General features: G+C 65.4%; 22 protein-coding genes and 1 tRNA gene. 14 read left to right on the top strand and 9 right to left on the bottom strand.

Annotation, left to right across the window (positions count from 1 at the left end; genetic code table 11):
* Positions 1 to 113: 113 nt before the first annotated feature.
* From ACSC1Y_RS02650 to glpA, 3 genes are read right to left on the bottom strand one after another with little or no spacing between them, the layout of a single operon-like run.
* Positions 114 to 1,406, bottom strand: a complete 1,293-nt coding sequence (locus ACSC1Y_RS02650; RefSeq protein WP_435333071.1) for an anaerobic glycerol-3-phosphate dehydrogenase subunit C — start codon at positions 1,404 to 1,406, stop codon at positions 114 to 116.
* Positions 1,403 to 2,662, bottom strand: a complete 1,260-nt coding sequence (glpB, locus tag ACSC1Y_RS02645) for a glycerol-3-phosphate dehydrogenase subunit GlpB (protein WP_435333172.1) — start codon at positions 2,660 to 2,662, stop codon at positions 1,403 to 1,405. Before glpB ends, ACSC1Y_RS02650 begins: the two co-directional genes overlap by 4 nt.
* The gene (gene glpA / locus ACSC1Y_RS02640; RefSeq protein ID WP_435333070.1) at positions 2,659 to 4,386 is read right to left on the bottom strand and encodes an anaerobic glycerol-3-phosphate dehydrogenase subunit GlpA; all 1,728 of its coding nucleotides are present in this window, start codon (positions 4,384 to 4,386) and stop codon (positions 2,659 to 2,661) included. The genes glpB and glpA overlap by 4 nt, the downstream gene beginning before the upstream one ends.
* A gap of 243 nt (positions 4,387 to 4,629) precedes the next feature.
* Between glpA and glpK the strand changes: the two genes are divergently transcribed.
* The 4 genes from glpK to ACSC1Y_RS02620 all read left to right on the top strand — a co-directional run bounded on the left by glpK (position 4,630) and on the right by ACSC1Y_RS02620 (position 9,403).
* Positions 4,630 to 6,171, top strand: a complete 1,542-nt coding sequence (gene glpK / locus ACSC1Y_RS02635; RefSeq protein WP_435333069.1) for a glycerol kinase GlpK — start codon at positions 4,630 to 4,632, stop codon at positions 6,169 to 6,171.
* Positions 6,172 to 6,173: 2 nt separating this feature from the next.
* Positions 6,174 to 7,358 carry a DUF7973 family transport facilitator gene (locus ACSC1Y_RS02630; protein ID WP_435333068.1) on the top strand — a complete coding sequence of 395 codons (1,185 nt, stop codon included), beginning with the start codon at positions 6,174 to 6,176 and terminating at the stop codon, positions 7,356 to 7,358.
* Between the two features lie 109 nt (positions 7,359 to 7,467).
* Positions 7,468 to 8,643 (top strand): Cdc6/Cdc18 family protein, encoded by a 1,176-nt coding sequence (locus tag ACSC1Y_RS02625; RefSeq protein WP_435333066.1) that lies wholly within the window; start codon positions 7,468 to 7,470, stop codon positions 8,641 to 8,643.
* Between the two features lie 82 nt (positions 8,644 to 8,725).
* Positions 8,726 to 9,403: a phosphoglycolate phosphatase gene (locus ACSC1Y_RS02620; protein ID WP_435333063.1), complete on the top strand. Its 678-nt coding sequence runs from the start codon at positions 8,726 to 8,728 to the stop codon at positions 9,401 to 9,403.
* A gap of 26 nt (positions 9,404 to 9,429) precedes the next feature.
* Here ACSC1Y_RS02620 and ACSC1Y_RS02615 read toward each other — a convergent pair whose 3' ends face one another.
* Positions 9,430 to 9,630 (bottom strand): VNG_1110C family protein, encoded by a 201-nt coding sequence (locus tag ACSC1Y_RS02615; RefSeq protein ID WP_435333062.1) that lies wholly within the window; start codon positions 9,628 to 9,630, stop codon positions 9,430 to 9,432.
* A 130-nt stretch (positions 9,631 to 9,760) separates the two neighbouring features.
* Here ACSC1Y_RS02615 and ACSC1Y_RS02610 point away from each other — a divergent pair, with 130 nt between their 5' ends.
* The 4 genes from ACSC1Y_RS02610 (at position 9,761) to ACSC1Y_RS02595 (ending at position 15,351) form a co-directional block, all read left to right on the top strand.
* On the top strand, positions 9,761 to 10,873 hold the full coding sequence (locus ACSC1Y_RS02610; protein WP_435333061.1) for an OBG GTPase family GTP-binding protein: 1,113 nt from the start codon (positions 9,761 to 9,763) through the stop codon (positions 10,871 to 10,873).
* A 328-nt stretch (positions 10,874 to 11,201) separates the two neighbouring features.
* A complete protein-coding gene (locus ACSC1Y_RS02605; RefSeq protein WP_435333060.1) occupies positions 11,202 to 11,960 on the top strand; it encodes a VOC family protein in 759 nt (252 codons plus the stop codon).
* Positions 11,961 to 12,295: 335 nt separating this feature from the next.
* The gene (locus tag ACSC1Y_RS02600) at positions 12,296 to 14,386 is read left to right on the top strand and encodes a DUF7827 domain-containing protein (protein WP_435333059.1); all 2,091 of its coding nucleotides are present in this window, start codon (positions 12,296 to 12,298) and stop codon (positions 14,384 to 14,386) included.
* Between the two features lie 299 nt (positions 14,387 to 14,685).
* The gene (locus tag ACSC1Y_RS02595; protein ID WP_435333058.1) at positions 14,686 to 15,351 is read left to right on the top strand and encodes a class I SAM-dependent methyltransferase; all 666 of its coding nucleotides are present in this window, start codon (positions 14,686 to 14,688) and stop codon (positions 15,349 to 15,351) included.
* 13 nt (positions 15,352 to 15,364) lie between these two features.
* On the opposite strand, the gene dph5 is transcribed toward ACSC1Y_RS02595, so the two are convergent.
* Positions 15,365 to 16,162 (bottom strand): diphthine synthase, encoded by a 798-nt coding sequence (gene dph5, locus ACSC1Y_RS02590; protein ID WP_435333057.1) that lies wholly within the window; start codon positions 16,160 to 16,162, stop codon positions 15,365 to 15,367.
* Between the two features lie 138 nt (positions 16,163 to 16,300).
* Between dph5 and ACSC1Y_RS02585 the strand changes: the two genes are divergently transcribed.
* The 3 genes from ACSC1Y_RS02585 to ACSC1Y_RS02575 all read left to right on the top strand — a co-directional run bounded on the left by ACSC1Y_RS02585 (position 16,301) and on the right by ACSC1Y_RS02575 (position 18,666).
* The gene (locus ACSC1Y_RS02585; protein ID WP_435333054.1) at positions 16,301 to 17,296 is read left to right on the top strand and encodes a class I SAM-dependent methyltransferase; all 996 of its coding nucleotides are present in this window, start codon (positions 16,301 to 16,303) and stop codon (positions 17,294 to 17,296) included.
* A gap of 82 nt (positions 17,297 to 17,378) precedes the next feature.
* Positions 17,379 to 17,453, top strand: a tRNA-Thr gene (locus ACSC1Y_RS02580).
* Positions 17,454 to 17,817: 364 nt separating this feature from the next.
* Positions 17,818 to 18,666: a MaoC/PaaZ C-terminal domain-containing protein gene (locus ACSC1Y_RS02575; RefSeq protein WP_435333051.1), complete on the top strand. Its 849-nt coding sequence runs from the start codon at positions 17,818 to 17,820 to the stop codon at positions 18,664 to 18,666.
* Here ACSC1Y_RS02575 and ACSC1Y_RS02570 read toward each other — a convergent pair whose 3' ends face one another.
* Positions 18,667 to 19,089: a universal stress protein gene (locus ACSC1Y_RS02570; RefSeq protein ID WP_435333050.1), complete on the bottom strand. Its 423-nt coding sequence runs from the start codon at positions 19,087 to 19,089 to the stop codon at positions 18,667 to 18,669.
* Between the two features lie 99 nt (positions 19,090 to 19,188).
* Here ACSC1Y_RS02570 and ACSC1Y_RS02565 point away from each other — a divergent pair, with 99 nt between their 5' ends.
* Entirely contained in the window at positions 19,189 to 19,722 is a 534-nt protein-coding gene (locus ACSC1Y_RS02565) for a VIT1/CCC1 transporter family protein (protein WP_435333048.1), read from the top strand.
* 94 nt (positions 19,723 to 19,816) lie between these two features.
* On the opposite strand, the gene ACSC1Y_RS02560 is transcribed toward ACSC1Y_RS02565, so the two are convergent.
* Positions 19,817 to 20,098, bottom strand: coding sequence for a hypothetical protein (locus ACSC1Y_RS02560; RefSeq protein WP_435333046.1), 282 nt, complete (start codon positions 20,096 to 20,098; stop codon positions 19,817 to 19,819).
* Between the two features lie 51 nt (positions 20,099 to 20,149).
* A complete protein-coding gene (gene udk, locus ACSC1Y_RS02555; protein ID WP_435333045.1) occupies positions 20,150 to 20,890 on the bottom strand; it encodes a uridine kinase in 741 nt (246 codons plus the stop codon).
* Positions 20,891 to 21,126: 236 nt separating this feature from the next.
* Here udk and ACSC1Y_RS02550 point away from each other — a divergent pair, with 236 nt between their 5' ends.
* Positions 21,127 to 22,473: a hypothetical protein gene (locus ACSC1Y_RS02550; protein WP_435333042.1), complete on the top strand. Its 1,347-nt coding sequence runs from the start codon at positions 21,127 to 21,129 to the stop codon at positions 22,471 to 22,473.
* A gap of 51 nt (positions 22,474 to 22,524) precedes the next feature.
* Positions 22,525 to 23,178, top strand: coding sequence for a DUF6663 family protein (locus tag ACSC1Y_RS02545; RefSeq protein WP_435333041.1), 654 nt, complete (start codon positions 22,525 to 22,527; stop codon positions 23,176 to 23,178).
* A 160-nt stretch (positions 23,179 to 23,338) separates the two neighbouring features.
* Here ACSC1Y_RS02545 and ACSC1Y_RS02540 read toward each other — a convergent pair whose 3' ends face one another.
* Complete coding sequence (locus tag ACSC1Y_RS02540) at positions 23,339 to 24,562, bottom strand: outer membrane protein assembly factor BamB family protein (RefSeq protein ID WP_435333039.1); 1,224 nt, start codon at positions 24,560 to 24,562, stop codon at positions 23,339 to 23,341.
* Positions 24,563 to 24,611 lie beyond the last annotated feature (49 nt).

Below are 24,611 nucleotides of genomic sequence, written 5' to 3'. Positions count from 1 at the left end.
GTCCAAGTTATGCTAGCTCCCAAGTGCTCAAACACTTGGTCAGTCTTCAGAGCAATGATTACGAGCGGGACACTTAAATTTCCGGTTCAGGCTAAAAAAGGATGGGATTGAGACTACTCTTTCGCTACTACTGTTTCTTCGACTACCTCCAACGTGTGCCGAACCTCCTGTCCACTGCCGTGTTCCATCTGCATGGCGCACGTCGGACACTCGGTCAGCCCGGTCTCGGCGTCGGCGTCTTCCATGTGCTCGAACATCTCCTCGCCGATGGCCATCGAGTTCTCGTAGTTCTCCTCCTTCCAGCCGTAGGTCCCGGAGATGCCGGAACAGGACTCCCCCACGTCGTGGGCGTCGACGCCGTCGACGTTGCCCAGCACTTCGACGGTCTGGCCGTCGAGACCCTGGTTCCGCGCGTGGCACGGGGCGTGGTAGGCGTAGTCGTCCTGCTTGCCAGGCTCGGCCGCTGCGAGCTCCTCTTCGAGGTCCTCGAAGGTGCGCAGGTACTCGACGGCGTCGTAGGTGTTCGCGGCGACTCGCTCCGTGTCGTCGAAGTCGAACAGCTCGGGGTACTCCTGACGGAGGGCCATAGAGCACGACGTGCAGGAACAGATGACGTCGTAGCCGTCGTCGACGAGCTCGGCGAACGTCTCGACGTTGAACTTCGCGGCGCGGTGGGCGTCGTCGAGCATCCCGTTCGCGAACATCGGCGTGCCTGAGCAGCGCTGTTCCGGGACGGCGACCTCGTAGCCGAAGTGCTCGAACACGCGGACCATCGCCTTGCCGACCTCGGGCGTGTTGTAGTTCGCGTAGTCGCCGTGGAAGTAGGCGACGCGTTTCTCCTCGCTCTGGACCTTCGCGCCGCCGCGCTTTGCGAACCACTCGCGGAAGGACTCGGTCGCGAACTCGGGGAAGTCACGTTCTGCGGTGATACCGAGCAGTTTCTCGTTGAGTTTCTGGACGAGCGAGTTCCCCATGATGGCGTTGGTCAGGCGGGGGAACGTCGAGCCGAGCTTGCCCAGACGGCCGTAGTTCGCGAGTATCTTGTTCCGAACGTACTCTCGGGAGAACGTCGACAGTTCCTCGTCGACGTACTCGGCCCGAGCGGTGTTGTGCATCTGGCTGAGCGGGACGTCGGTCGGGCAGGCCCCGTCACAGCGCATGCAGTTGGAGCACTTCATGATGGAGGGGTCGACCGCTTCGTCCTCCTTGCGCTTGAGCCGCCACTGCTCGGGACCCTGGAACTTGGGACCCGGGAACTCGTCGTCGACCTCGGCGACGGGGCACGAGGTATCGCACGTCGAGCACTTGTAGCAGCTGTCGGCCCCGGGACGGAGGTCGGCTTCGCCCTCGGGGAAGACCTGTATCGGTTCGAACTCGTCGTCTGTGCTGGTATCGTCGGTACTCATAGGGTGCCTCCTGCCCGCGCGCCGGCGAGCCAGCCGGTCGCGAGCGAGATGCCGCTGCCGGAACACTCCGCGGCGAAATCCGCGCCGGCGACGACGCTGCCGGCGGCGCGAACGTTCTCGTAGACGACCGACCCGGACTCGTCGAGCGGTCGGCCGTCCTCGTCGATTCGGACCCCGAACCGGGGGAACGCGTGGTCGCCGAAGGCGGCAGCCTCGGCCCAGTCGTACCGGTCGTCGGGGTGGTGAACGGGGAGGTCGAACAGCGGTTCGCGGACCGACTCGCGGTCGGTCTCGATTCCCCCACCGACCAGACCGCCGGTCGCGAGGACGACCTGTTCCGGTGCGTGGGGGATGGTCGCGCCCTTTCGGTCCATCTCGACGACCGAGATGCGTCTCCCCTCGTCAGTGCTGGCCTCGGCAGCTTCGAAGCCGACCATCGGACAGCCGGTCGTCACCTCGACGCCGGCGTCATCGAGTGCGGCCCGGAACCGGTCACGGAGTCGGACGCCCGGTAGGCTCGGTGGTGCTCCGGGTAGTTCGAAGACGGGGACTCCCAGTGCCTTCGACAGCGACCGCTTGACCTCCGCCGGTTCACCTGGTTCGCGGCCGAGCACGGCGGCGAACCCGACGCGATCCGCGTCTCCGAGATGCGGTTCGACGGTGCGCGCCAGGTCGCCGCGGACGCCGCCATCCTCGGCGAGGAGCTTCGCGATCCGCGTCAGTTCGACGTCGTCGCGCAGGTCGACGGGGAACTCGAGTTCGACGCCACGGACGGTTCCCGGAACCGTCTCGTCGAGCGAGGCGGCGGCGAGTGGTGCGTCGAAGTCGATGTCGCTGGTGAAGCTGACGAGCAGCGTCTCCTGACCGTCACCGACGATGCCGGGCTCGACCGTTCTCGGGTAGCGAGCGGTCGGCTTGACCGTCCCCTGTGTGGTCGGAACGAGGACGTTCCGGTCGTCGCCACCGTACATGTCTCCGGTGACCGCGTCGAACAGGTCGAATCCTGCGCGAATGGCGTCCGTTCCGACGACGCGGTACGGATGGTCGTCGGGCAGTTCGTCGACGTGTTCGAAGGGGTCGGCCACCAGGTCGTCGTCGACGTAACCGAGGCAGTCGGCGAGGCCGGACGCCTGCCGGAGCGTGCTCTCGTTCGCGGAGACGAGTCGGACCTTGGCGCCCGTCTCTGCAGCGGCGAGCGCGGCAGTCGAGCCGGCGAGCCCGCCCCCGACGACGAGAACGTCTGTGTCGAGCATCAGTCGGCACCTCCCGAGGTCGAACCAGACGGATTGGTTCCGAAGGCGTCCCAGTCGATTGCGCTTCCGTCAGTGTCATCGTCGGCTCTGTCACTACCACCGCTCCGGTGGTCGTGCCCCCGGTTCCACGTCGCACCGTGGAGCGCGTGGTTGACCATCGCCTGCTGGAGCTGTTCGCCCCAGAGGGCGTGTCGTTCGCCCTTCCAGCGCTCCTGCCAGAGTTCGTCGAAGGCATCGACGGCCTTACGTGAGTCGTGGTCGGGGTGGAGTTCGTTCGCGAGCCGGTGACAGCAGAACCCGCCCTGGCAGTTGCCCATCGAGGCGCGGGTCCGGATGCGGACCGCGTTGAGGTCAGTTCCGGACTGGGAGATGGCGTCCTGCACCTCGGCGCGGGTGACGGCTTCGCACTCGCAGAGGACCGGGTTCGGCTCGCTCGTGGAGAGGACGTCGTCCGCACGCGAACCGAGGCGCTGCTTGCTCCGGCGGGCGACCGGCGACCGGAGCCCGTACGCATTCATCCCCTGGTCGAGTCGTTCCGGGTCCTCACTCCCGGGGAGCGGAACGTCCGCGGTCTGGCAGGACGCCCTGACGCCGAGCTGGTCGCAGACGTGGTCGGCCACGTCCTCGGCCATCATCCGGTAGGTGGTGAACTTCCCGCCGACGACGCTGGTGAAGCCGTCGAGACCATCGCGGTCCTCGTGGTCGAGCAGGAAGAAGTCGCGCGTGATGTCGGTCGGGTCCGACGTGCCGGTCTCGGGCGGCTCGTACAGCGGGCGGACGCCCCAGAACGACCGGACGGTCCGTGCGTCTCCGAGGATGGGGACGAGCTTCGAGAGCTCGTCTATCATCAGGTCGACCTCCCAGCCCTCCTCCGGGTAGTTCTCAGGCTGATTGACCTCCTCGTCGGTCGTCCCGAGGATGGCGGTCGTCTCGTGGGGGACGACGATGTCGGCGTCGCCTTTCGGTTTGCAGCGGTTGACGACGGTGTCGACCTGCCGGACGTTCATGACGACCATGACGCCCTTCGAGGGGCGGACCTCGACGTCGACGCCCGCCATCTCGCCGAGGTGGCCGGCCCACGCGCCGGTCGCGTTCACGACGTAGTCTGCGTGGATCTCCTCGGTCTGTCCGGGGCGACCGTGTTCGCGCTTGCCCGGGCCCGTCGCGTGTTTGACCCGCGCGCCCGTGATGCGGTCGCCGTCGCGGAGCAGGTCGACGACCTCGGCGTGTGTCTCGATGCGCGCGCCGTGTTGTTCGGCCGAGAGCGCGTTCGCGACGACGAGGCGGAACGGGTCGACAGCACCGTCGGGGACCTCGATGGCCTTGTCGATGTCCTTCGCGAGGTACGGCTCGACCTCGCGGGCCTCGCGTGCGGAGAGGACCTCTGCAGGGATGCCGCAGTCGTGACAGCCCTGCAGTTTCTCTTCGAAGTAGTCCTCTGAGTCCTCGGGCCGCTTGACGAACAGTCCGCTGGTCATCTCGACACAGTGGCTCGCGATGTCCCTGAGGACGCGGTTCTCCTCGATGCATTCGGTCGCGCTGGCCTGGTCGGCCACGGCGTACCGGCCACCGCTGTGGAGCAGGCCGTGCATCCGGCCGGTGGTTCCGTGGGTGAGGTTCCCCTGTTCGACGAGGGTCACGTCGAGGCCGCGCATCGCCAGGTCACGTGCGATGCCGGTCCCCGTCGAGCCACCGCCGACGACCAGTACCTCTGTTCTCGATTCCATCCAGATACCGTCACTGCGTGCCGTAGTCACTTGATTGTTTACCCTCACCGAACCACCGCCAGTAACGATTATGGCTCCAGTCGGTAGGAGAGGGAAGTCGGCCCGGCATCGCCTGACTGGACGCCGAAGGAGTCGCCTCGAAACCGCGTCCGTGCGAGCCACTCCCAATCTTTATCATGATGGACGGTGAACTTTACTCGCACTGGCACGCCAGAGGTAAACATTGGTGGTCAGACACGGACCATGACAGGAAACAGTTACGTCGGTGCGATAGACCAGGGGACGACCGGGACCCGATTCATGGTGTTCGACCATGGGGGGCAGGTCGTCGCGAACGCATACGAAAAACACGAACAGATCTACCCAGAGCCGGGCTGGGTCGAACACGACCCGATGGAGATCTGGGAGAACACGAAGACGGTCGTCAGGCGCGCGCTGACCGAGGCGGGGCTCGACCCCGAACAGCTCGCCGCGCTGGGCATCACGAACCAGCGCGAGACGACGCTGGTCTGGGACCCCGAGACGGGTAAGCCGATCCACAACGCCCTCGTCTGGCAGGACCGACGCACCACGGACCGCGTCGAGGAACTGCAGGCCGACGAGAAGGTGGAGTGGATCCGCGAGAAGACCGGACTGGAGGCAGATGCCTACTTCTCGGCGACGAAGGTCGAGTGGCTGCTGGAGAACGCGGACCCCATCAAGATGGAGCGCTCGCGTCCGCAGGACGTGCAGGACCGGGCCGAAGCCGGTGAGCTCCGCATGGGGACCATCGACTCCTGGCTCATCTACAAGCTGACGGGCAACCACATCACCGACGTCACGAACGCCTCGCGGACGATGCTGTACAACATCCGCGAGATGGAGTGGGACGACGAGCTCCTCGAGGAGTTCGACGTGCCGTCGTCGATGCTGCCCGAGGTCCGGCCGTCCAGCGACGACGACCATTACGGGACGACCGACCCCGAGGGCTTCCTCGGTGCCGAGATTCCCGTCGCGGGCGCGCTCGGTGACCAGCAGGCCGCACTGTTCGGCCAGACCTGCTTCGACGAGGGTGACGCGAAGAACACCTACGGAACGGGTTCGTTCTTCCTGATGAACACGGGCGAGGAGGCCGTCTCGAGCGACCACGGTCTGCTCACCACCATCGGCTTCCAGCGCTCCGGTGAACCAGTCCAGTACGCGCTCGAGGGCTCCATCTTCGTGACCGGTGCCGCCATCGAGTGGCTGGAGGACGTCGACCTCATCGACGACCCGGCCGAGACGGCAGAGCTCGCCCGGAGCGTGGATTCGACGGACGGCGTCTACGTCGTGCCCGCCTTCACCGGTCTCGGTGCGCCCCACTGGGACGGCCGGGCTCGCGGCACCATCGTCGGCATGACTCGCGGCACCCGTCGCGAGCACATCGTCCGGGCGACGCTCGAATCCATCGCGTACCAGACCCGCGACGTGGCGGAAGCGATGGAGGCCGACGCCGGCATCGACATGAGCAGCCTGCGCGTCGACGGTGGCGCGGTCAAGAATAACTTCCTCTGTCAGCTCCAGTCCGACATCATCGAGACGGACATCGTCCGACCCGAGGTCGACGAGACGACCGCTCTCGGAGCGGCCTATGCGGCCGGGCTCGCAGTCGACTACTGGGAGACGGTGGACGAGCTTCGCGACAACTGGAAGATAGACCGCGAGTTCACGCCCGAGGCCGACTCGAACCAGATGGACCGGCAGTACGAACGCTGGCACACGGCGGTCGAACGGTCGCTCGACTGGGCCCGTGACGAAGGTGAGTGAGCATGGATCCGTTCATCCCCCTGCAGGTGCTCGGGCTCGAACCGAGTGCGTGGGTCGTGCTTCTCATCGCAGCGTTCGCCGGCGGCGCCTTCGGTGCCTCACTCGGTGCGCTACCAGCGTTCATCTTCACGGGCTTCATGGTCATTGCCGGCGAGGCGGTGAACATTCTCGGGAGAACCGTCGGGCAGTCGACCGGCGGTGACGCCGCGACGCTCGGCTCGGTCGGTATCACCGGCTCCATCGCGTTCGGCCCTGTCTTCTCGCCGGCCATCAGCTTCGCCGGCGGTGCGGCCGCGGCTGCCTACGCGGCGAAGAAGGGCTACATCGACAGCGGCTTCGACTATCACAACGCCAAGGACATCGGCTTCGCGCTCGGAACGAGACCCGACGTGCTCGTGGTCGGTGGCGTCTTCGGTATCCTCGGTCTGGTCCTGACGCGAATCTCCATCGCCGTCAGTGCACCGTGGGACCCCATCGCGCTGGCCGTCGTCCTCTCGGCGCTCATCCACCGAGCCGCCTTCGGCTACAGCATCGTCGGCGACGTCAAGGGCGGAATCCTCGACATGAGTCCATTCGAGCGCGAGGAGATGCGCGTCATCAGCGACGCGGGGACGGCCGGTGGAAGTGGTGACGCTGCCACCGACGGTGGGACGGCACAGTCCAACCGTTTCGTCGTCGAACCGTGGCTCCCCCACCAGTACAAGTGGGTGAACGTCGCGGCCATCGGCCTGTTCGTCGGTATCCTCGCGGCGTTCGTCGCACTTCGGACGGGGAGCTTCTTCCTCGCGTTCGGTATCAGCGCGGCGAGCCTCGTGTTCCTCAACTGTGGCGTCGAGAACATCCCTGTCACGCACCACATCTCACTCCCCGCGAGTACCAGCGCACTCGCCGTGCTGGGCGTCGGTGCGAGCGGGTCGGCGCTGAACTCCGGTGCGCTGCTGTCTGCGGTCGGTGCCGCCCCCGTCGCGGGTGGTCTCCCGGCCGCGGAGATGCCCGTGCTGGCGCTCATCGTCGGCGGCCTGTTCGGGATGCTCTGTGCACTGTTCGGTGAGGTCTTCCAGCGTATCTTCTACGCGCACGGTGACACCCACGTGGACCCGCCCGCCGCGGCGATCGTCTTCGGGACGTTGCTCATCGCGGTGTGCTACTTCGTGGGCATCCTGCCGTCCGCTGGCTGGGTCGCGTAGACCCGGTCGGGAAGACCTGTGACCGCACCCCGGTGAACCCCGCTCGCAGCCCTGTCAGCCTCTCCACACCGTTTCGATACGACGCGACTTCCATACACACACGTACACGATGGACCTGAAAACCCGGATTCGTCGGAGACAACGCCCCGGGTCGACCGCGGCGCTCGTCGTCGACTACGACGCTATCAGTCCGGTCGCCCACCTCGAAGAGCCGACCGGCCGCGGCCCCGTGCTGGAACGGTTACTCGACTATCTCGATCCGGTGTTCCAGGGGTCCCTGCCACCGAACGCTTCCCTCTGGGGACCGGCCGGTTCGGGAAAATCCGCGGTCGTGACCGCGCTCGTGACGCACCTCGACCGGCTGTGTGGTCGGAGTGGTTCCACGATACAGACGACCACGCGCGCACGTTCGGATACGATGCCGGCCTTCGTCTACGTCGACGGACGGCGGGCCGAGAGTGAGACGTCGCTCTACCACGCGGTCCTCGACGGACTCGCGGAGGAGTCGATTCCGAAACAGGGGGTCGGGACCGAGGCGCTCAGGTCCCGACTCCAGGACCGTCTCAGGCCGCCCGGCGAGATTGCGGTCGTGGTTGTCGACCACGTCGGGGAGCCGGAGACGCCCAGCCTCGACGACCTCGCCGACGCGTTCGACCCCGTCTCCGACGCGCTCAGCTGGCTGGCCGTCGGCCGTACCGACCCCGCGACCGACTCGTCGGCGCCACCGGAGCGGATCGAGGTCCCGGCGTACGACCATCACGCGCTCGTGGACGTGCTCACGGCTCGCGCGTCCGAGGGACTCGCCCAGCACGGGGTCTCTCACGAACAGGTCCGACACCTGGCCGACTGGGCGGACGGCGATGCGCACGATGCCCTCGCGGCCCTGTTCGGCGCGGCGGACACCGCCTCGCGGGCACGACACGACCGGATCCAGGAACGCGACCTCGACGCGGGGATGGCGGGCGTCCCTCGTCCGTCGGTCGCTCTCGGCAGGGTGATGACGCTCCCGGCGAACCGTCAGCTCGTCCTCAGGACGCTCCTCGACGTAGACGAAGCGGCGGCGGAGTCGGTCGGTGCGGCCGCCGAGGCCATCGCTGCCGACCCGGCGGTCGACCTGTCGGCCGGCACCGTTCGCCGATTCCTGTACGAACTGTCCGAGGTCGGTATCCTCGACCGAGTGACCGCTCCCGACGCGGCCGACGGCGCCGGCAGGCCGCCGAGTCGCCTGGAGCCGCGGTTCCCGACGCTCGTCTTCAGGCGGCTGTACGAACTCCAGAGCGAGTAAGCGTGTTACTATTCACCGCCCCGTCGACTGCCGAGTCGAGGCGTGAGGCCTTTATCGGCACTGTCCCGAAGTGAGAACGAGAATGACCGACCTGCCGCCCCTCGCCCTCGACATCGACGGGACGCTGACGCGCCCGGATCACGGCATCGACCCCCGGGTGTTCGACCCGCTCCGCTCGTGGCCTGCACCGGTCGTCATCGCGACCGGGAAGGCCTTCCCGTATCCGATCGCCCTCTGCCAGTTCGTCGGTATCGACGAGTGCGTCATCGCCGAGAACGGGGGCATCGCCTACGTCGATGACGAGATACTCGTCAGCGGCGACGAAACGGCAGCGTTCGACGCCGTCGACGAGTTCCTCGAGTCGGGCGGTGACCTCGGCTGGGGCGCGTCGGACCTCGTCAACCGCTGGCGCGAGACCGAGGTCGCTCTCAGGCGTGACGTGGACGAGACGTTGCTCCGGCGAATCGCGGCCGAACACGGCGTCGAGGTCGTCGATACGGGCTACGCCCTCCACGTCAAGGACGGCCGGTTCTCGAAGGGTGCGATGCTGGAGCAGGTCGCTCCTCGGCTCGGCTACGAGGTCACCGAGTTCGTCGCCGTCGGCGACTCCGAGAACGACGTCTCCACGTTCGAGCGAGTCGGACGAAGCTACGCGACGGCGAACGCGGACGACGCGGCGAAAGCGGCGGCCGACGTGGTGCTTGACGGGGAGCACGCGGCAGGCACGCTGTCAGTACTCGATTCGCTGAAGAAACAGTAGTCGCGGTGGGGAACGGGTAGGTCGGCTCACGGCAGGGAGATGCCGTTCCGGGCCAGGAAGTTGCTCGCCCGTTTTATCTCGACCGGGCTGCCAACGAGACGGTGGCACTCTCCTTCGTGTCTGATAGAAAGCATGAATTGTTCGTCGAGCTCGTCTCGTAACCCATCCAGAGCGCCCTCGGGAAGGACGATTTGGGTGCTGTCTCTGAGCACGGACGGGTCTGGCATTCGTCGTTCGACACGTGACGGCCGTCAGGTATTAACGTATCGAAGTATCTGTATGGGGGCGGGTCCGTCTCGAGCTCGCGCGCGAGTGGACAGGTTTTTCGGTACCGACGGCGGAGTGTGAAACGATACAATGGGGCTGAAAGAGGAGATCGAATCGATCGAGGAGGAGATATCCAACACGCCCTACAACAAGTCGACGGAGGCGCACATCGGCCGGCTGAAGTCCAAGCTCGCCCAGAAGAAGGAGAAGCTCGAGAAACAGCAGTCCGGTGGCAGCGGGGGTCAGGGCTACGCTGTGGAGAAGCACGGGGACGCCTCGGTCGCCCTCGTCGGCTTCCCGAGCGTCGGCAAGTCGACGCTCATCAACGCGATGACCAACGCCGAGTCCGAGACCGGCGAGTACGAGTTCACGACACTGACGGTGAACCCCGGGATGGTCGACATCAAGGGCGCGAACATCCAGCTCCTCGACGTTCCCGGCCTCATCGAGGGTGCCGCCGACGGTCGCGGTGGCGGGAAGGAGGTCCTCTCCGTCGTCCGGAGCGCCGACCTCCTCGTCTTCGTTCTCTCCGTCTTCGAGATAGAGCAGTACGACCGGCTCTGCGAGGAGCTGTACAACAACAAGATCCGCATCGACCAGACGCCCCCGCGGGTGACCATCCGGAAGAAGATCAAAGACGGCATCAAGGTCACCTCGACGGTCGACCAGGACATGGACGACGACACGATCAAGCAGATTCTCCGCGAACACGGGTACGTCAACGCGGACATCAACCTCGGCGAGAAGCTCGACCTCGACCGGCTCATCGACGGAATCATGGACAACCGGGTCTACGTGCCGTCCATCGTCGCGGTGAACAAGGCTGACCTCATCGACCCGAGCTACAAGGAGCACGTCGACGAGGAACTCGAGAAGCGCGACATCGACCCCGAGCGTGCGACGTTCATCTCTGCCGTCGAAGAGAAGGGCCTCGAATCCCTCAAAGAGCGCATCTGGAACAACCTGGGCCTCATCCGCGTCTACATGGACAAGCCTGGCCGCGGCATCGACTGGGACGAGCCGCTCGTCGTGCCCGAAGGCTCGACCATCGGGGAAGCGCTTCCCAAACTCGGCGGCGACATCGAGAAGCGGTTCCGCTTCGCCCGAGTCCGTGGCCCGAGCGCCAAACACGACGGCCAGCAGGTCGGCGACGACCACGTGCTGCAGGACGAAGACGTGCTGAAGCTGATTCTTCGGAAGTGACGCTGTTCGCGGCCGGTCGGTGACTGCACCGTTTCACGTCGTCGCCCAACTTCTTCGACCATCCTCCAGCGACTGCGCGGCTCGACTGACTGCGCGGCTCGACTGACTGCGCGGCTCGACTGACTGCGCGGCTCGACTGACTGCGCGGCTCGACTGAATCGTGATGGGGATGGCTTCTGCGGAGAATATTTTTCACCGCGCACGCGAGAGCGTTCGTCATCTCTCTGTTCGACGCTCCGCCTGTCGTCTCGCGACCCTCGCGTGCGAAACCGACACGGCCAGTTCCGCTTCCGGTATCCCTTTTCCCGTTACGATCGTACGCTCCCCCATGTCTTACACGCTCGACCACGTGATGATGCGCGTCGAGGACATGGAGGCTTCGCTCGACTGGTACCAGACGTACCTCGACTACGAGGAGAAGGGCCGTTGGGAGGCCGATACCTTCACCAACGTCTACCTCGGTCCGGAGGACGCCCACGACGAGGGCGCCGTCCTCGAACTGACCCACAATCACGACGACCGCACCTACGAGCAGGGCGACGCGTGGGGTCACATCGCCGTGCGCGTCGACGACGTGTACGAGGCGTACGACGAGCTCATGGAACAGGGCGTCGAGGATTACCGCGACCCCGATTCCTGCGGCGGCTCCTACGCGTTCGTGAAGGACCCGGACGGCCACGAGGTCGAGATCGTCGAGCGAGACTACGGCGCGCGCTGGAGCCTCGACCACACGATGATTCGCGTCGAGGACGTCGACGAGGCCATCGGCTGGTACGCGCACAAGCTCGACTACGAACTCGTCCGCCGCTCCGAGCACGACAGCTTCGCCCTCTACTTCATGAAGCCGCGAGACGCCGCCGAGGAGGCGATGACGATGGAGCTGACCTGGAACTACGACGGACGGAGCTACGAGATGGGCGACTCCTGGGGACACGTCGCGGCCCGCGTCGACGACCTCGACGACGCCTGGGAGACGCTCATGGTACGAGACGCCGAGGACTACCGCGACCCGGCCAGCTGTAACGACCGATACGCCTTCACCAAGGATTCCGAGGGCCACGAAATAGAGCTCATCACGCGCGACTGACCGCGTTCCCGAAACCGGACAGATTCCGTCGGTAACCACCGATTACCACCGTTTCGGTCCGTTTTCTGGAACTCGTAATCACTGGTTTCTTTAAGTACTTTGTGCCGGTGTCTGACGTAGACCCTAATCGAGCGATACCCGCAATCTTCGCCGTAGAGGGCGTGTGCGATACCGTCACAACAGAACCGTCTACCACAAAGCATTTATAACAATGGTTCTTTCACTTTCGATGTACCCCTACCCATGGTGACAGTACTGAGTAGGGCCCCACGCCCCCCACAGGCGGTGGGAATCAAAGGTGCTGTTGCCGCCGAAACGAACCTAACACACAAACCATGACAGGAAACAAAGACAAGGCACGCAGCCTGCTGCTGGCGGCGCTGATGGTCACGTCCGTGTTCGCGGGCGTCATCGCGTTCTCCGGTGGGGCAGCTGCGACCCCTGACATCGTGGATGGGAAGCGCTACTGGGCCGGCCAGACGCTGACCGACACGACGACGTACAACAACAGTTCGGACGTCGAACTGCAGAAGGAAACGAGCAGCGGTAACTTCCAGTTCGTTACCGACGTCCCCACGGACGACACCGGTAACATCTCCGTCGACACGTCTGGCCTCGAGACGGGCAAGTACCGTGTCACGGACGGTGGTGCAGCGAACTACACCAAGACGTTCCGTGTCACCGCACAGACGCTCGCAGTCACGGCAGACCCGGCAACGGTCGAGAACGGCGGCTCCGCCGACACGACCGAGATCACGCTGGACTCCAACCGTGACGGCTACAACTACCGCATCTCCGCCGAAGGTCTGACGCAGTCCGAGCTCGCCAGCATCTTCACTGGCGCGTCGACTCCGTCTGGCGAGAGCTACGTCACCTTCAGCGGTGGCTCCACGAACACGGTCAAGTCCGCCAACTTCTCGGACATCGACACCGGTAACTACACGCTCAAGGTTACGGTCTCCGACACCGGCGTCTCCTCGACGGTCGACATCACCGTCAACGAGGCAGGCGCGGGCGCCGTCGCCTTCTCCCAGGACATCGCGTCCGACGAGATCGGTGACGTCGCATCCGTGACCATCGCGCTCCAGAACACGAACTCGGCCTACGTTACGGTCGGTTCCGAGGACGCAGGCTACGTGACCAACGGCACCGTCACGGACAACGACGGTGACGGCAAGGTCACGCTCCTCGTCAACACGTACCTGATGGGTACGCAGAGCAACAACACGTACGACGCTGCCGGCAAGGACAGCGCAACCGGCTTCGAGTCGACCGAGAGCTCGAACCTCAGCGCACTCATCGACCAGGGTCAGTACGACCTCGCAATCGCACGCAGCTCGAGCGCCGACACCGAGGACGTCGCGACGCTCGACATCAACGCGCGCAGCACGGACGACCTGAAGACCTGGACGGCCCCGAAGGGCGCGTCCGTCTCGTCCGCCGCTGACATCGCTGCTGCAGTCGAAGCAGGCACCATCTCCGAGGACTCCACGATCGCGGCAGGCGACGTCCTGGTCCACCAGGTCGACGCCAGCGGCCTCGAGGGTGTCATCAGCTCGAAGAACGCGAGTGGCAGTGGCTCCGCAGTCACCAACCAGTTCTTCAACATGGTTGGTCAGGAGGTCACCCTCTCCGTCACGCAGCAGAACCCCGGTCAGAACCAGCAGCCGAAGCAGATCACGCTGAGCGCGAGCAACACGCAGGTCATCTCGGACGCTGACAACGACACCTACTACCTCGTCACCCCGACGTCGGGTCTCTCCAACGTCAAGTCCGGCGAGCGCTACCAGGCGATCTTCACCGTCGACGGTGACTCCTCGCTCGCTGCTGAAGACGAGTCCGTCGCCGCAACGTGGAGCATCGTCTCCCGCACGGCGACCGTCGACGCGAACGCGAACGATGAAGTCAACGTTGGCGCAGCTGACAACCAGTCTGTCACCGGTACGAGCTCGCTCGCCGCCGGTTCCAAGCTGAACGTCCGCGTCAACTCCGAGGACAACGACAACCCGTTCCTGAAGACCGGCACCGCAACGGTGCAGGCTGACGGTACGTGGGAAGCCCAGATGGACTTCAGCGACGTGCCCGCAGGCACGAACTTCTCGATGACGGTCCGCGACACGCAGGACGGCAACACGGCGCTCGTCTCCGGTGTCACGGGTCAGGTCCAGGAGGCAGACTCGGGTACGACGACGACCACGACGACCACGACGACGACCACCACGACCACCACGACCACGGCTACGTCGACGGCAACGTCGACCGCCACGGCAACCTCCACGGAAACGGCCACGGAAACGGCCACGGAGACCGCCACGGCAACCGAGGGTGAGGGTGGCGAGTCCGAAGGCCAGCCCGGCTTCGGCATCGGCGTCGCTCTCGTCGCACTCGTCGCGGCTGCGCTCCTCGCAGTCCGCCGTCAGAACTAAATCGCTAACTAACCGGAATCGCTCCGGTCCCTGATTTCGCCTTTCTTTCGGACGCAACACCAGACAGCGACAGCCAACTAGCTTGAACTAGCCAAGCTCTTACTATTCCTGGAGACCTGGACTCACCGCCCGAATCGAGGACTGAGTCGAACAGAATCGATAATATCTGTATGGGAGTATCACTGAACGAGACCGATGCGTCCCAAAACGTATAACGTAATCTGGAGGGCCCACCAGCAATGAGTAGTACTTCGGAATCAATCGACGTCGGCGCACGTCTTCGGAACCCGTCGCAAACGATGGGACTGGTCTGGAAGTGGTGTCGGAGTCACTACGACCGAGCCCGGTCCGACAATTACACCGAGTACTACCTGCGTCATACCAAACGAGGAAATGACCCTCGTTCACTCGTCGGGCCGCTCGACACCTGGGAACAGACCCTCGAATGGCAGAAGTCCCAACTATTCGATCGTATCGAGGTGAAACCAGATGATAGAGTGTTGGATGTGGGTTGTGGGATTTTTAGAGCTGGTCTCCCCCTTCTCGAGTTCCTCGATGAGGGGAAGTACTATGGGTGTGATATCTCAGAACGTGCACTTGAGGCGGGACGGGAGCGACTGAAGAACAACGGCGTCAATCCAGCCCGTGCCGGACGCATCTGGCAGAACGAAGACCTTCGATTCCAAGATGTGCCAGAAATCGACATCGTATGGAGTCAGAGTGTCGTGACCCACCTACCGAGAGAGCAGGCAAGAGAGTTCTTCAGCAGTCTCGATCAGCTTCTTTCAGACGACGGCGAAGCGTGGATCTCCTACTACCGAGGAGAAGTTCATAAACCGAAGTTCCAGACTGTGAACTTCCGGTATACGGTTGAGGAACTGAACGAAATGGCCGGTTCCCGGACTGTCGTCGACGTAGATCCAATGGACCACCCGAACGGCCTCGATTTACTGGTCGTACGTTGAAATTGATCCGCGTCTATTCTTCGAGCAGTGCAGCGGGCGCACCGGCGAGGTCTCGCAGCGCGTCGACCTCGATGAGGTGCAGGTCGCCGGGAATCACGAGCAGGTGAAGCGGGTCGCCGAAGTCGCGTGTCGCGAGTTCGGACAGGCTGTCTGCGGCGACGAGTGGCTCCGGGCTGCCCGCACGAGCGACGACGACACCGAGGGTGTCGGGGTAGTACGCTGCGAGCAGGTTCGCCGCGTAGTCCGCGGTCATGTACTCCTCGTGCTCCGGGTCGTCGCCGTCGGGGCCGCGGCCGACCTTGATGTCGAGGTAGACCACGGTGTGGAGGCCGCGCTCGCGGTTCGCGTCGATGGTGTCGCGGACGCTGACGGGCACGTCGTCGCCGCCGTGGGCGTACTCGAACGGGAGCGTCGTCGCCTTGCCGAAGCGGTAGTTCTGCAGGCCGGTGAGCGAACTGGTCGCGGTCTGGGCGGTGGTCCCGTGGATGATGCGCGTCTCGATGCCGCGCTCGTGGGCACGCAGGCGGAGGTCGACGTGGGTGGTCGATATCATCGTGTCTCCTGCCGTGAGGAACGCGACGTCGTCAGACTCGGCTGCGTCGAGGATGTCGTCTGGGTGCTGTTCGACGCCGGGTCGGTCGCGGACCTCGATGTCGGTGCCGTGGTACGCTTGGAGGTCGTCGACGTCCGCGCCGAGAAGCTTACTGGTGTAGAACTCCGCGTAGGCCTGGTCGGCCGCCTGAAGCGCGTCGGCTCCTTCGACCGTGATGGAGCGTTCGTCGTACAGGCCGAGACCGATGAAGGTGAGCATACGCCCACTCGCACGCGGGGGCCGATAAGCGACTCGCGTTCCGGGCGCCTCGTGGAAACTGTAGGCCGCGGTCGGCTGGGGGTAGCGTGTCGCGGGTGAAGCGAAGCCGTTAGGGCCGGGGAACCGCTCTCTTGCGGCATGGACGTCCCCTGCGTGCGAGTCGAGCGGTCTGCGGGCGAGGAGACGCGGCAGGCGCTCGCCGAGGCGGACTGCCTCACCGACGAGTTCGAGATCGGCCACGACGACGGCTGGCTGTACATCCCCGTGTCAAATCCGGACGCGGTCCCGGACGACTTCGAAGTCGTCGAGTGGGACGCATCGCCACGGCGGACACAGACCACGCCCGCCGACATCCTCGGGTACGAGCCGAGCCTCGAGCGGCTCGGCGACATCGTCATCATCGACGAGGACGACGACGAGCGAGCACAGGAGATCGCCGACGCGGTGCTCGCCTCGGACCTGCCGGTCTCGACGGTCGTCAATCGAGCCTCCGAGATAAAGGGCGAGTTGCGGGTGCGCGACTGGGACGTACTCGCGACCGAGCGCGATGAGGCTCCGACCGAGACGGTCCACCGCGAGTACGGCTGTGAATTCGCGCTCGACATCGCGCACGTCTACTTCTCGCCGCGGCTCGCGACAGAGCGGAACCGCATCGTCGAACAGGTCACGGTCGGTGAGCACGTCTTCGACATGTTCGCGGGCGTCGGTCCGTTCGCCATCCCGGCCGCGAAGCGCGGAGCACAGGTCGTCGCCGTCGACCTGAACGAACACGCGGTCGAGTACTGTCGGGAGAACGCAGAACGCAACCGCGCAGCTGACCGGGTAACGGTTCTCCAGGGCGACGTACGCGAGGTGAGCGCGGACTACGAGGGGTGGGCCGACCGCATCGTGATGAATCTTCCTCACAGCGCGAACGAGTTCGTCGAGACGGCGGTCGCCCTCGCGGGCGACGACTGCGTGATACACCTCTACGACATCCAGCACGAATCCGACCCGTTCGGCCCCGGCGAGGCAGCCATCAGAGCCGCCGCCGAACCCGAGTACGATGTGTCGGTCGAGAACCGTCAGGTCGTCCGGTCGTACGCACCTCACGAGTACAACGTCTGCCTCGACGTTCGCCTGACGAGACGGTGACGCCGACTCGATTCGCAACCCTTATTGTAGTCATCGCGCTACGTGAAAATGCGTTCGAGCGGGCGAACGCGTGCAGGTACGCGCCGGTGTAGCTCAGACTGGCTAGAGCGATTCCTTCGTAAGGAATAGGTCGAGGGTTCAAATCCCTCCACCGGCTCTTCTCTACGGACCATCGACGAGAAGCGGCGAGCCTCTCGATGGGCGAAGCGGCGGGCCGAGTCCCGTACGTGGCGTCGCCTCGGATCTCCCGGATTCACTTCTGGGGTAGTTGTTCTCGAATTCTTTCGGCCCGAAGGGGTTTTCTCACGTTCAGAAAACGCTGGTGGGGGTTCATATTACTCCCCACCAATGAACAGACAGAGTGTCCGAGCGAATGGTGATTACCGCCACTCGCACAGGAGGGACGACACCCATCATCCCTCTCGAACGGCGACTGGGCACTCGTAGCGGACCCCCCAATCCCCCCCTTCTCACCGAATCCAGTGGGTAGTACTATCAGCTCCCCGACTGTACTGGAAGCTATGCAGATACAGACACTCGTTCGGGACGTGATGCGCCAGCGCGTCGAGAGCGTCTCGGAGGGAGCGACCGCACGGACGGTCGCGGAGCGGTTCCGAGATGCAGACGTGGGGTCGATCGTCGTCACGCGCGACGGAGAACCGACCGGAATCGTGACCGAGAGTGACCTCGTTCGGCTGGTCGCCGACGGTGTGGCGCTCGAGAGCGCGGCCGTCTCGTCGTTCATGTCGTCGCCCGTTCGGAGCGTCCAGCCGGACGTGACGGTCGAAGCGGCTGCGACGGCGCTTCGCGACGCCGCCATCGACCAGGTGATCGTCACCGACGGAGACCGGCTCGAAGGCGTGCTCTCGACGCGGGAGCTGTCGTACTACCTCCCTCGATTCCTGTTGGAGTCGGTCATCGACACGGGGGCGGAGTGGGAGGGTGGCTACGAGGACGTAGACGGCACCGGCCTCAGCGTCGGCGACGTCGTCCACTTCTCCCAGACCATCTCCGAGGAGGAGGTTCGCCGGTTCGCGGAGATAAGCGGAGACACGAACCCGCTTCACCTCGACGAGACGTACGCGGCGCAGACCCGGTTCGAGGGACGGATCGTCCACGGGGCGCTCGTGTCGAGCTCGGTCAGCGCCGCGCTCGCCCGGCTGCCGGGGCTGGTCATCTACCTCAACCAGACACTCAGCTTCCAGGCACCGGTCCACATCGGCGACCGCGTTCGGGCGGTGTGTCGGGTAATCGAGAACGTCGGCCGCGGACGGTACCGCCTCACCGCGGAGGTGTTCGATACGGACGGCGAACTCGTCATCACCGGTGAGGTGACCGTGTTGATAGACGAGGCTCCGTCCGCCACGTAGTCACCGGACGACCGTCACTGGCACGGGCGAGCGGTGGACGACTGTCTCGGCCGTGCTCCCGAGGAAGACCTGCGTGAGTCGGTCCCGGCCGTGGCTTCCCATGACGATGGCGTCCACATCGTGGTCGTCGATGGCGGCGAGTATCTCACGGGCTGGATTCCCGGATTCGACGGCTGTGGTCACCGAGAAGCCCAGGTCGGTCGCGATGTCGGCAGCGGCATTACAGATCTCCTCTCCGCGTTCACGTGCAGCGGCGACGAACGACTGTCCCTTCCTGGGGCCCCCCGCCTCGGCCACGTAGATCGCCTCGACTGGGTCGATGACGTGCAAGAGGACGATGGTCGCCTCCGGTTGCGTGTCCATCGCGTACGTGAGCGCCCTCTCGGAGAGAGGGGAGCCATCTAGTGGCACGAGGATTCTCATATCAGTAACTACTCTCCCGACGAGCAAAGCGTCTCTCTACGGACGGAAGGTAGATGGAACCGGAATCACTCTTCTGTCATCGACTCGAACAGAGAGACGATGCTGAACGTACTGCTTGGTGACGAACTGGACGAGCCCGGTCGGTACATCGCCGAGGTCATCTACGGTGCGAACGACGGAATCGTGACCACGTTCGCGGTCGTGTCCGGAGTTGCCGGGGCGGCGCTCGACCCACGTATCGTCCTCGTTCTCGGCTCCGCGAACCTGTTCGCCGACGGCTTCTCGATGGGCATGAGCAACTACCTCAGCCGTCGCTCCGAAATCGATTACCGGGACGCGGCCGGAGAGGATCCAGCGGGTGACGGGAAGACACCAGGGAAGACGGCGGTCGCGACATTCCTCGCTTTCGTCGCTGCTGGCTGGACCCCGCTGCTCCCGTACATCGTCGGGTTCGAGCCACTGTTTGCCCTGTCCATCGTCGTGACCGGTCTGGCGTTTTTCACCGTCGGGGCGGGCCGAAGTCTGGTGACCGAACGTTCGTGGTATCGGAACGGGGGAGAGATGCTGGTCGTCGGGATGTTGGCGGCTAGCGTCGCCTACCTGGTCGGCAGTCTACTGGCCGGCGTCGCCTGAGTCGACTGGACACCGATGGTTCCGAGCACCGCAGTAATTCGACCGCTGGAGCGACGACTCTCGCGCGGCGATGGTTCCCAGAAGAAGCGGGGGATTACGACTGGGTCAGCTGTTTGATACCGCTGAGGATGAGGGTGACGATGGCGGCGGCGGCCGAGAGAAAGATGATTGCGAGTATCATCCCGAAGATGGCTTGACTGAATCCGCCCCGTATCGACGGGAACACGTCGTTCGCGATGTCGAGCAGTATCAGCATGGCGACGAAGGCGCCCTCGACGAACAGGAAGGGCTTGATCCACGCGTTCCGGGAGAAGAAACCGTCTTCGACCTCCTCGGGGCGGCCACGGTCGGCGGCCTGTTCCGTAGTGGTGCTCATGTGAACGAACTACAACCCCGCACGCAGATAAAAATTGCCTGTTTCTTCGGCTCAGTGGGGAGATGGTGAATCGGGCGACTCCGTCGCGGACTCCGAGGGTTCGACCGTCGTCCGGTCTCCCTCGCCGTCTCGCTCCCAGCCGTGGCCGTCGACGGTCGTGGTCGAGTTCTCGCTGACGGTCCCGGTCTCGGCTTCGACCTTCTCGGTGAGCAGGTCGACGGCCATCCGGTTGGCCCCTTCCGGGATGATGACGTCGGCGTTCTTCTTGCTCGGCGCGACGAACTGTTCGTGCATCGGTTTGACCGTCGAGAGGTACTGGTCGATGACGCCGCCGAGTTCGCGGCCGCGCTCGATGACGTCCCGGCGGATGCGCCGCAGGATCCGAACGTCGGCATCCGTCTCGACGTAGACGCGGAGGTCACACATGTCGATGACGTCCGGGTCGTACAGCGCGAAAATCCCCTCGACGACGATGACGTCCGATGGTTCGACGGTCACCGTCTCCTCCTTGCGGTTGTGAATCGAGAAGTCGTACTGAGGCATCTCTATCGACTGGCCCATCAGGAGCGAATCGAGCTGGTCGACGAGCAGCTCCCACTCGAACGCGTCGGGATGGTCGTAGTTGACCTGCTCGCGCTCTTCCATCTCGAGATGTGTGTTGTCCTCGTAGTAGTTGTCGAGCGGGATGCGGGTCACGGCCTCGCCCACCGTGTCGGCCACCTCGCGGGCGACGGTCGTCTTGCCCGCCCCCGTCCCACCCGCGATGCCGATGACGAAGGTCGGAATGGTCATTCGGTCGAACAACGGTCGTTCAGGCTTTGAATGAATCGGTCTCGAACGATGAGGGTTCCGCGACGGTTGGGAAGTACCCGCCGGGACCGTTCTCGCCGGTCGTTTCGCGGGACTCAGCAGGTACGCGTCTCCCATATCACCGATGCCGACCTAGACTCCGCTGACGACGGCCGACCAGCACCGCGAGCGGCGCTCGTGCCCGGGAGACGTCGCCAGGCGGATACGAGGGACAAACCATGCGTACGAAGACATTGACGCGACGAGAGATACTCGGACTGGTCGCCGGCGGGACCGGGGCGGCCCTGACGGCGACGAGCGTCGTCGCAGCCCCGATGGGCGACGACGGGGAGACGTTCAGCGGCAACCGCATCGCGGTCGACGACGGGAGTCGTCCGCCACGCGGGGAGACGGCATCCGAGACGGAGCTCGACCTGCGCGTCGCCTGGGCCGAGACGATCAACGGATTCCCGGTCGACGCGTTCCCGCCGGGGGAGCGCCCCGAAGAGCAGGCGGTCATCTGGTCCCGTGACCAGCTCGAAGCGCGGTATCCAGACCTCGACGCCGACGCCATCGAGGCGCGGTTCGACGCCCAGTTCACCGACATCGACGCGCTGTTGGGCGACGGGAGTGAACCCCTGCTTGACCTCTCTGCGGTCCGCCCCGGCGACAGCGGTTCGGTGACCGTCTATCTGAACCTCGCCGAAGGAACGGGGCTCGTCGGCGTCACGGGCGCAATCCAGGAGGAGACGGGTGGCGCGGCTCGGACTACCGCCGCCGGAACGGTCCCGCTGGCCGACGCCGTCGAACTCACCGTGGTCCAGCTCGTCCGAACCCAGCGCGGGTTCCGAGACGAGCGACCGCTCGCCAGCGGGTCGCTCGGTTCGGTGCTGACCGAACTCGCCCTCCAACCTGCACTCCTCGACGGCGACCCGTCCTCTCCCACGGTCGGGTGTACGACGCCTGCCGACATCCTCGCCGTCCGTTTCGACTGGGCGCTTCCACGGAGCGCCGGCCGGCGTGTTTCGACGGAGCCTGTCACGTTCGACCTCGGGTTCGTCGCCGTCGCCTGCGAGGAGGCCGGGGCGAGCCTGTCCCTGACGAGCAGGGCGTGGACCCAGGGGCGGAACCGGCTCATCTACGTCCTGCGGGTCGAGAACCATGGGGACGCCCCGGCGACGAACGTGCTCGTCGAGCCCGTTCAGTGGCAACGGGACACGAAAACGGGCACGGCCAGTGAACCCGTGTTCGCGGCCTGTACACGCGACGGTACCGGCGCGCTCGCGCTCCGCGCGATGCGTATCAGGCGGGGGCAGGTCGGCGGCCAGTTGACAGAAGTGACGCGGTGGCACGCGAGAGACGGGCGAACCTACGGGGACCTGTACGACCCCGTCGACGGCGTCTGGGAGATTCCCACCATCCGTCCGGGGGAGGCGTACGACCTCCTCCTGAACCTGCACACGGGAGCCTGTGCGAGCGGCGAGACCGTGACGAACGGGATGGTCGTCAGTACAGAACCGTGGTGGAACGACCGGAATCCCGACCGGACGGCCCGGACGACGGGGGTCAGCGTGACGCTCGATTGAGGTGCGGGCGAGAGCGCGACCGTTAACTACCACGGCCGGCAACGCACGGGCGTGAACACGACCACGAGCGGGCGGTTCCGCGTGCTCGACAGCGCCCACGACGACGACGCGTGGACGTTCCTCGCGCTTCTCGACGGAGTGGACGCGGACCCGGAGACGAGCGATGCCTACGAGCGAATCGACGTACCGCGGTCGGGTCACGGCGACCACGGCGAGACCGTCGCGGGGCTTCGCCCGGGCTACGTCGTCGACGCCACCCTCTCCTGGGAGACCGCGGGGCCGACCGTCGAGTCCATCACGGTCGAACAACGGTCCCTGTACGCCTTCGCCGATGGCGTGACGAACCTGTTCGAGGCGGCCACGGAATCGTGGGAGCAGGCGAAACTTCAGGGCGACGCGATGAACTCTCGCGTGACCCAGAACACTGACGGCGACGTCAACGGCGTGCTCTACGTCTTCGGGAACGCCCCGGGTGCCGGCGACCTGTACGAGGAGTTCGCCTCGGGCGAACGGCCCCTCGAACCGCTGGTCGCCCGCGTGAACGAGAGCGAGGGAGACGACCCGCGCGAGGTGTTCGTCCTCCGTCCCGCCGGCGGCGAGTTCGTCGTCGTCTACATCGTCCTCGCGAAGGGCGGCCTGCTCGCGGACACGATGCGCGACACCTACGAACTCCCGCGGCCCGACGAGCCGCTGGCAGACGAGTAGAAACGGACGATTCTCGCTCGTCTACCGTCTTCCCTCCCGGTCAGGCGTCGTCCCTCCCTGTCAGGCGTCGCCCCTCCCGGTCAGGCGTCGTCCCTCCCGGTCAGGCGTCGTCCCTCCCTGTCAGGCGTCGCCCCTCCCGGTCAGGCGTCGCCCCCTCCTCTCAGGCGTCGTACTCCAGCCGCTGGACTCGTCCGTCCGCGTAGATGAGGTATATCTCCTTCGTGCCGTCTCCATCCGCATCCGCGAGCACCGGGTGGGCCAGCACGTCGACGTCACGCTCGTGACTGGCGAGGACGTCACCGGTCGCGGGGTCGAGCACGGAGACGGTTCCGTCGTTGGCGGCGACGACCAGCTCCTCGTCACCGTCCCCGGTCACGTCGCCGAGGACCGGCGGCGGCATCATCTGGACCTGCTCGGTCGTCACGGTCGTCTCCCAGCGAACCCCGCCACTCTCGCCGTCGAGAGCGACGAGCGACCCGTCACCGGCCGTCGCGAACACCGTCGGCTGGCCATCGACCTCGCCGACTGCGTGGACTGCCGAGAGTATCGGCAGCCCGTACACCCACTCTCGTTCTCCCGCCGCCCCGTCCCAGACGACGACGGAACCGCCCTGCGTGCCGGCGACGAGTTCGAGCGCGTCGTCCTCGTCGAGCTGGCCCGTCGTCAGCCACGTCATCGACTCGTCGACCCTCGTCTCCCACTCTTCCGAGCCGTTCGCTCCGTACGAGGCGAGGAGTCCGTCCCTGCCGCCGACGGCGACCTCTGTCTGGCCGTCGCCGTCGAGGTCCGCGACCGCGGGCGTCGCCCAGACGTAGGTCGAACGGTTGACCGACCAGACGACCTCGCCTTCGCGGTCGAACGCCTGGACGAAGCCGTTGACGTCGACGACGAGCAGTTCCGGTTCGGACCCGCCGGCGACGTCCGCGACGATGGGCGTCGTGTAGCCGTACGCCGAGAGCGGGTAACGTCGCTCGACCGAGCCCGACGTGGGCGTGAAGGCGACGACCTCCTGCTCGGTCGTGGCCGCGAGGACTTCGGTGTCACCGTCGCCGTCTCCGTCCGCGACTGCGGGGTCGGCGACCGAGTGGATGGTACAGTGCTCCTGCGGAATCCGGTAACGCCAGCGCTCGTCTCCGGTCTCGGCGGAGAGGGCCACCAGCGCGCACTGGTCGAGGTCCCGGGTGGAGCTGAGTGGTGCGAAGACGAGCGCCTGGCCGTCGACCGTCGCGACGGCTGGCTCGTGATGGTTGCCGCCCTTCGCGACCGCGGTGTCGCTCGTCCACGTCACCGACAGGTCGCCGCCCCCGCCGGAGAGTCCGACGTAGGCGACGCCGACCAGTCCGCCGAGGACGACGACCAGAGCGAGGACGGTACGTGGACGCATCTCGCCGAGAGGTAGGGACAGCCCGTAAAAAAGGTGCCCGTCTGGGCGG

Source organism: Haloarchaeobius lipolyticus, assembly GCF_051208015.1.
Taxonomy (GTDB): Archaea; Halobacteriota; Halobacteria; order Halobacteriales; family Natrialbaceae; genus Haloarchaeobius.
Note: the sequence above shows the minus strand (reverse complement) of the source record. Positions and strands in the feature narration are given on the sequence as shown.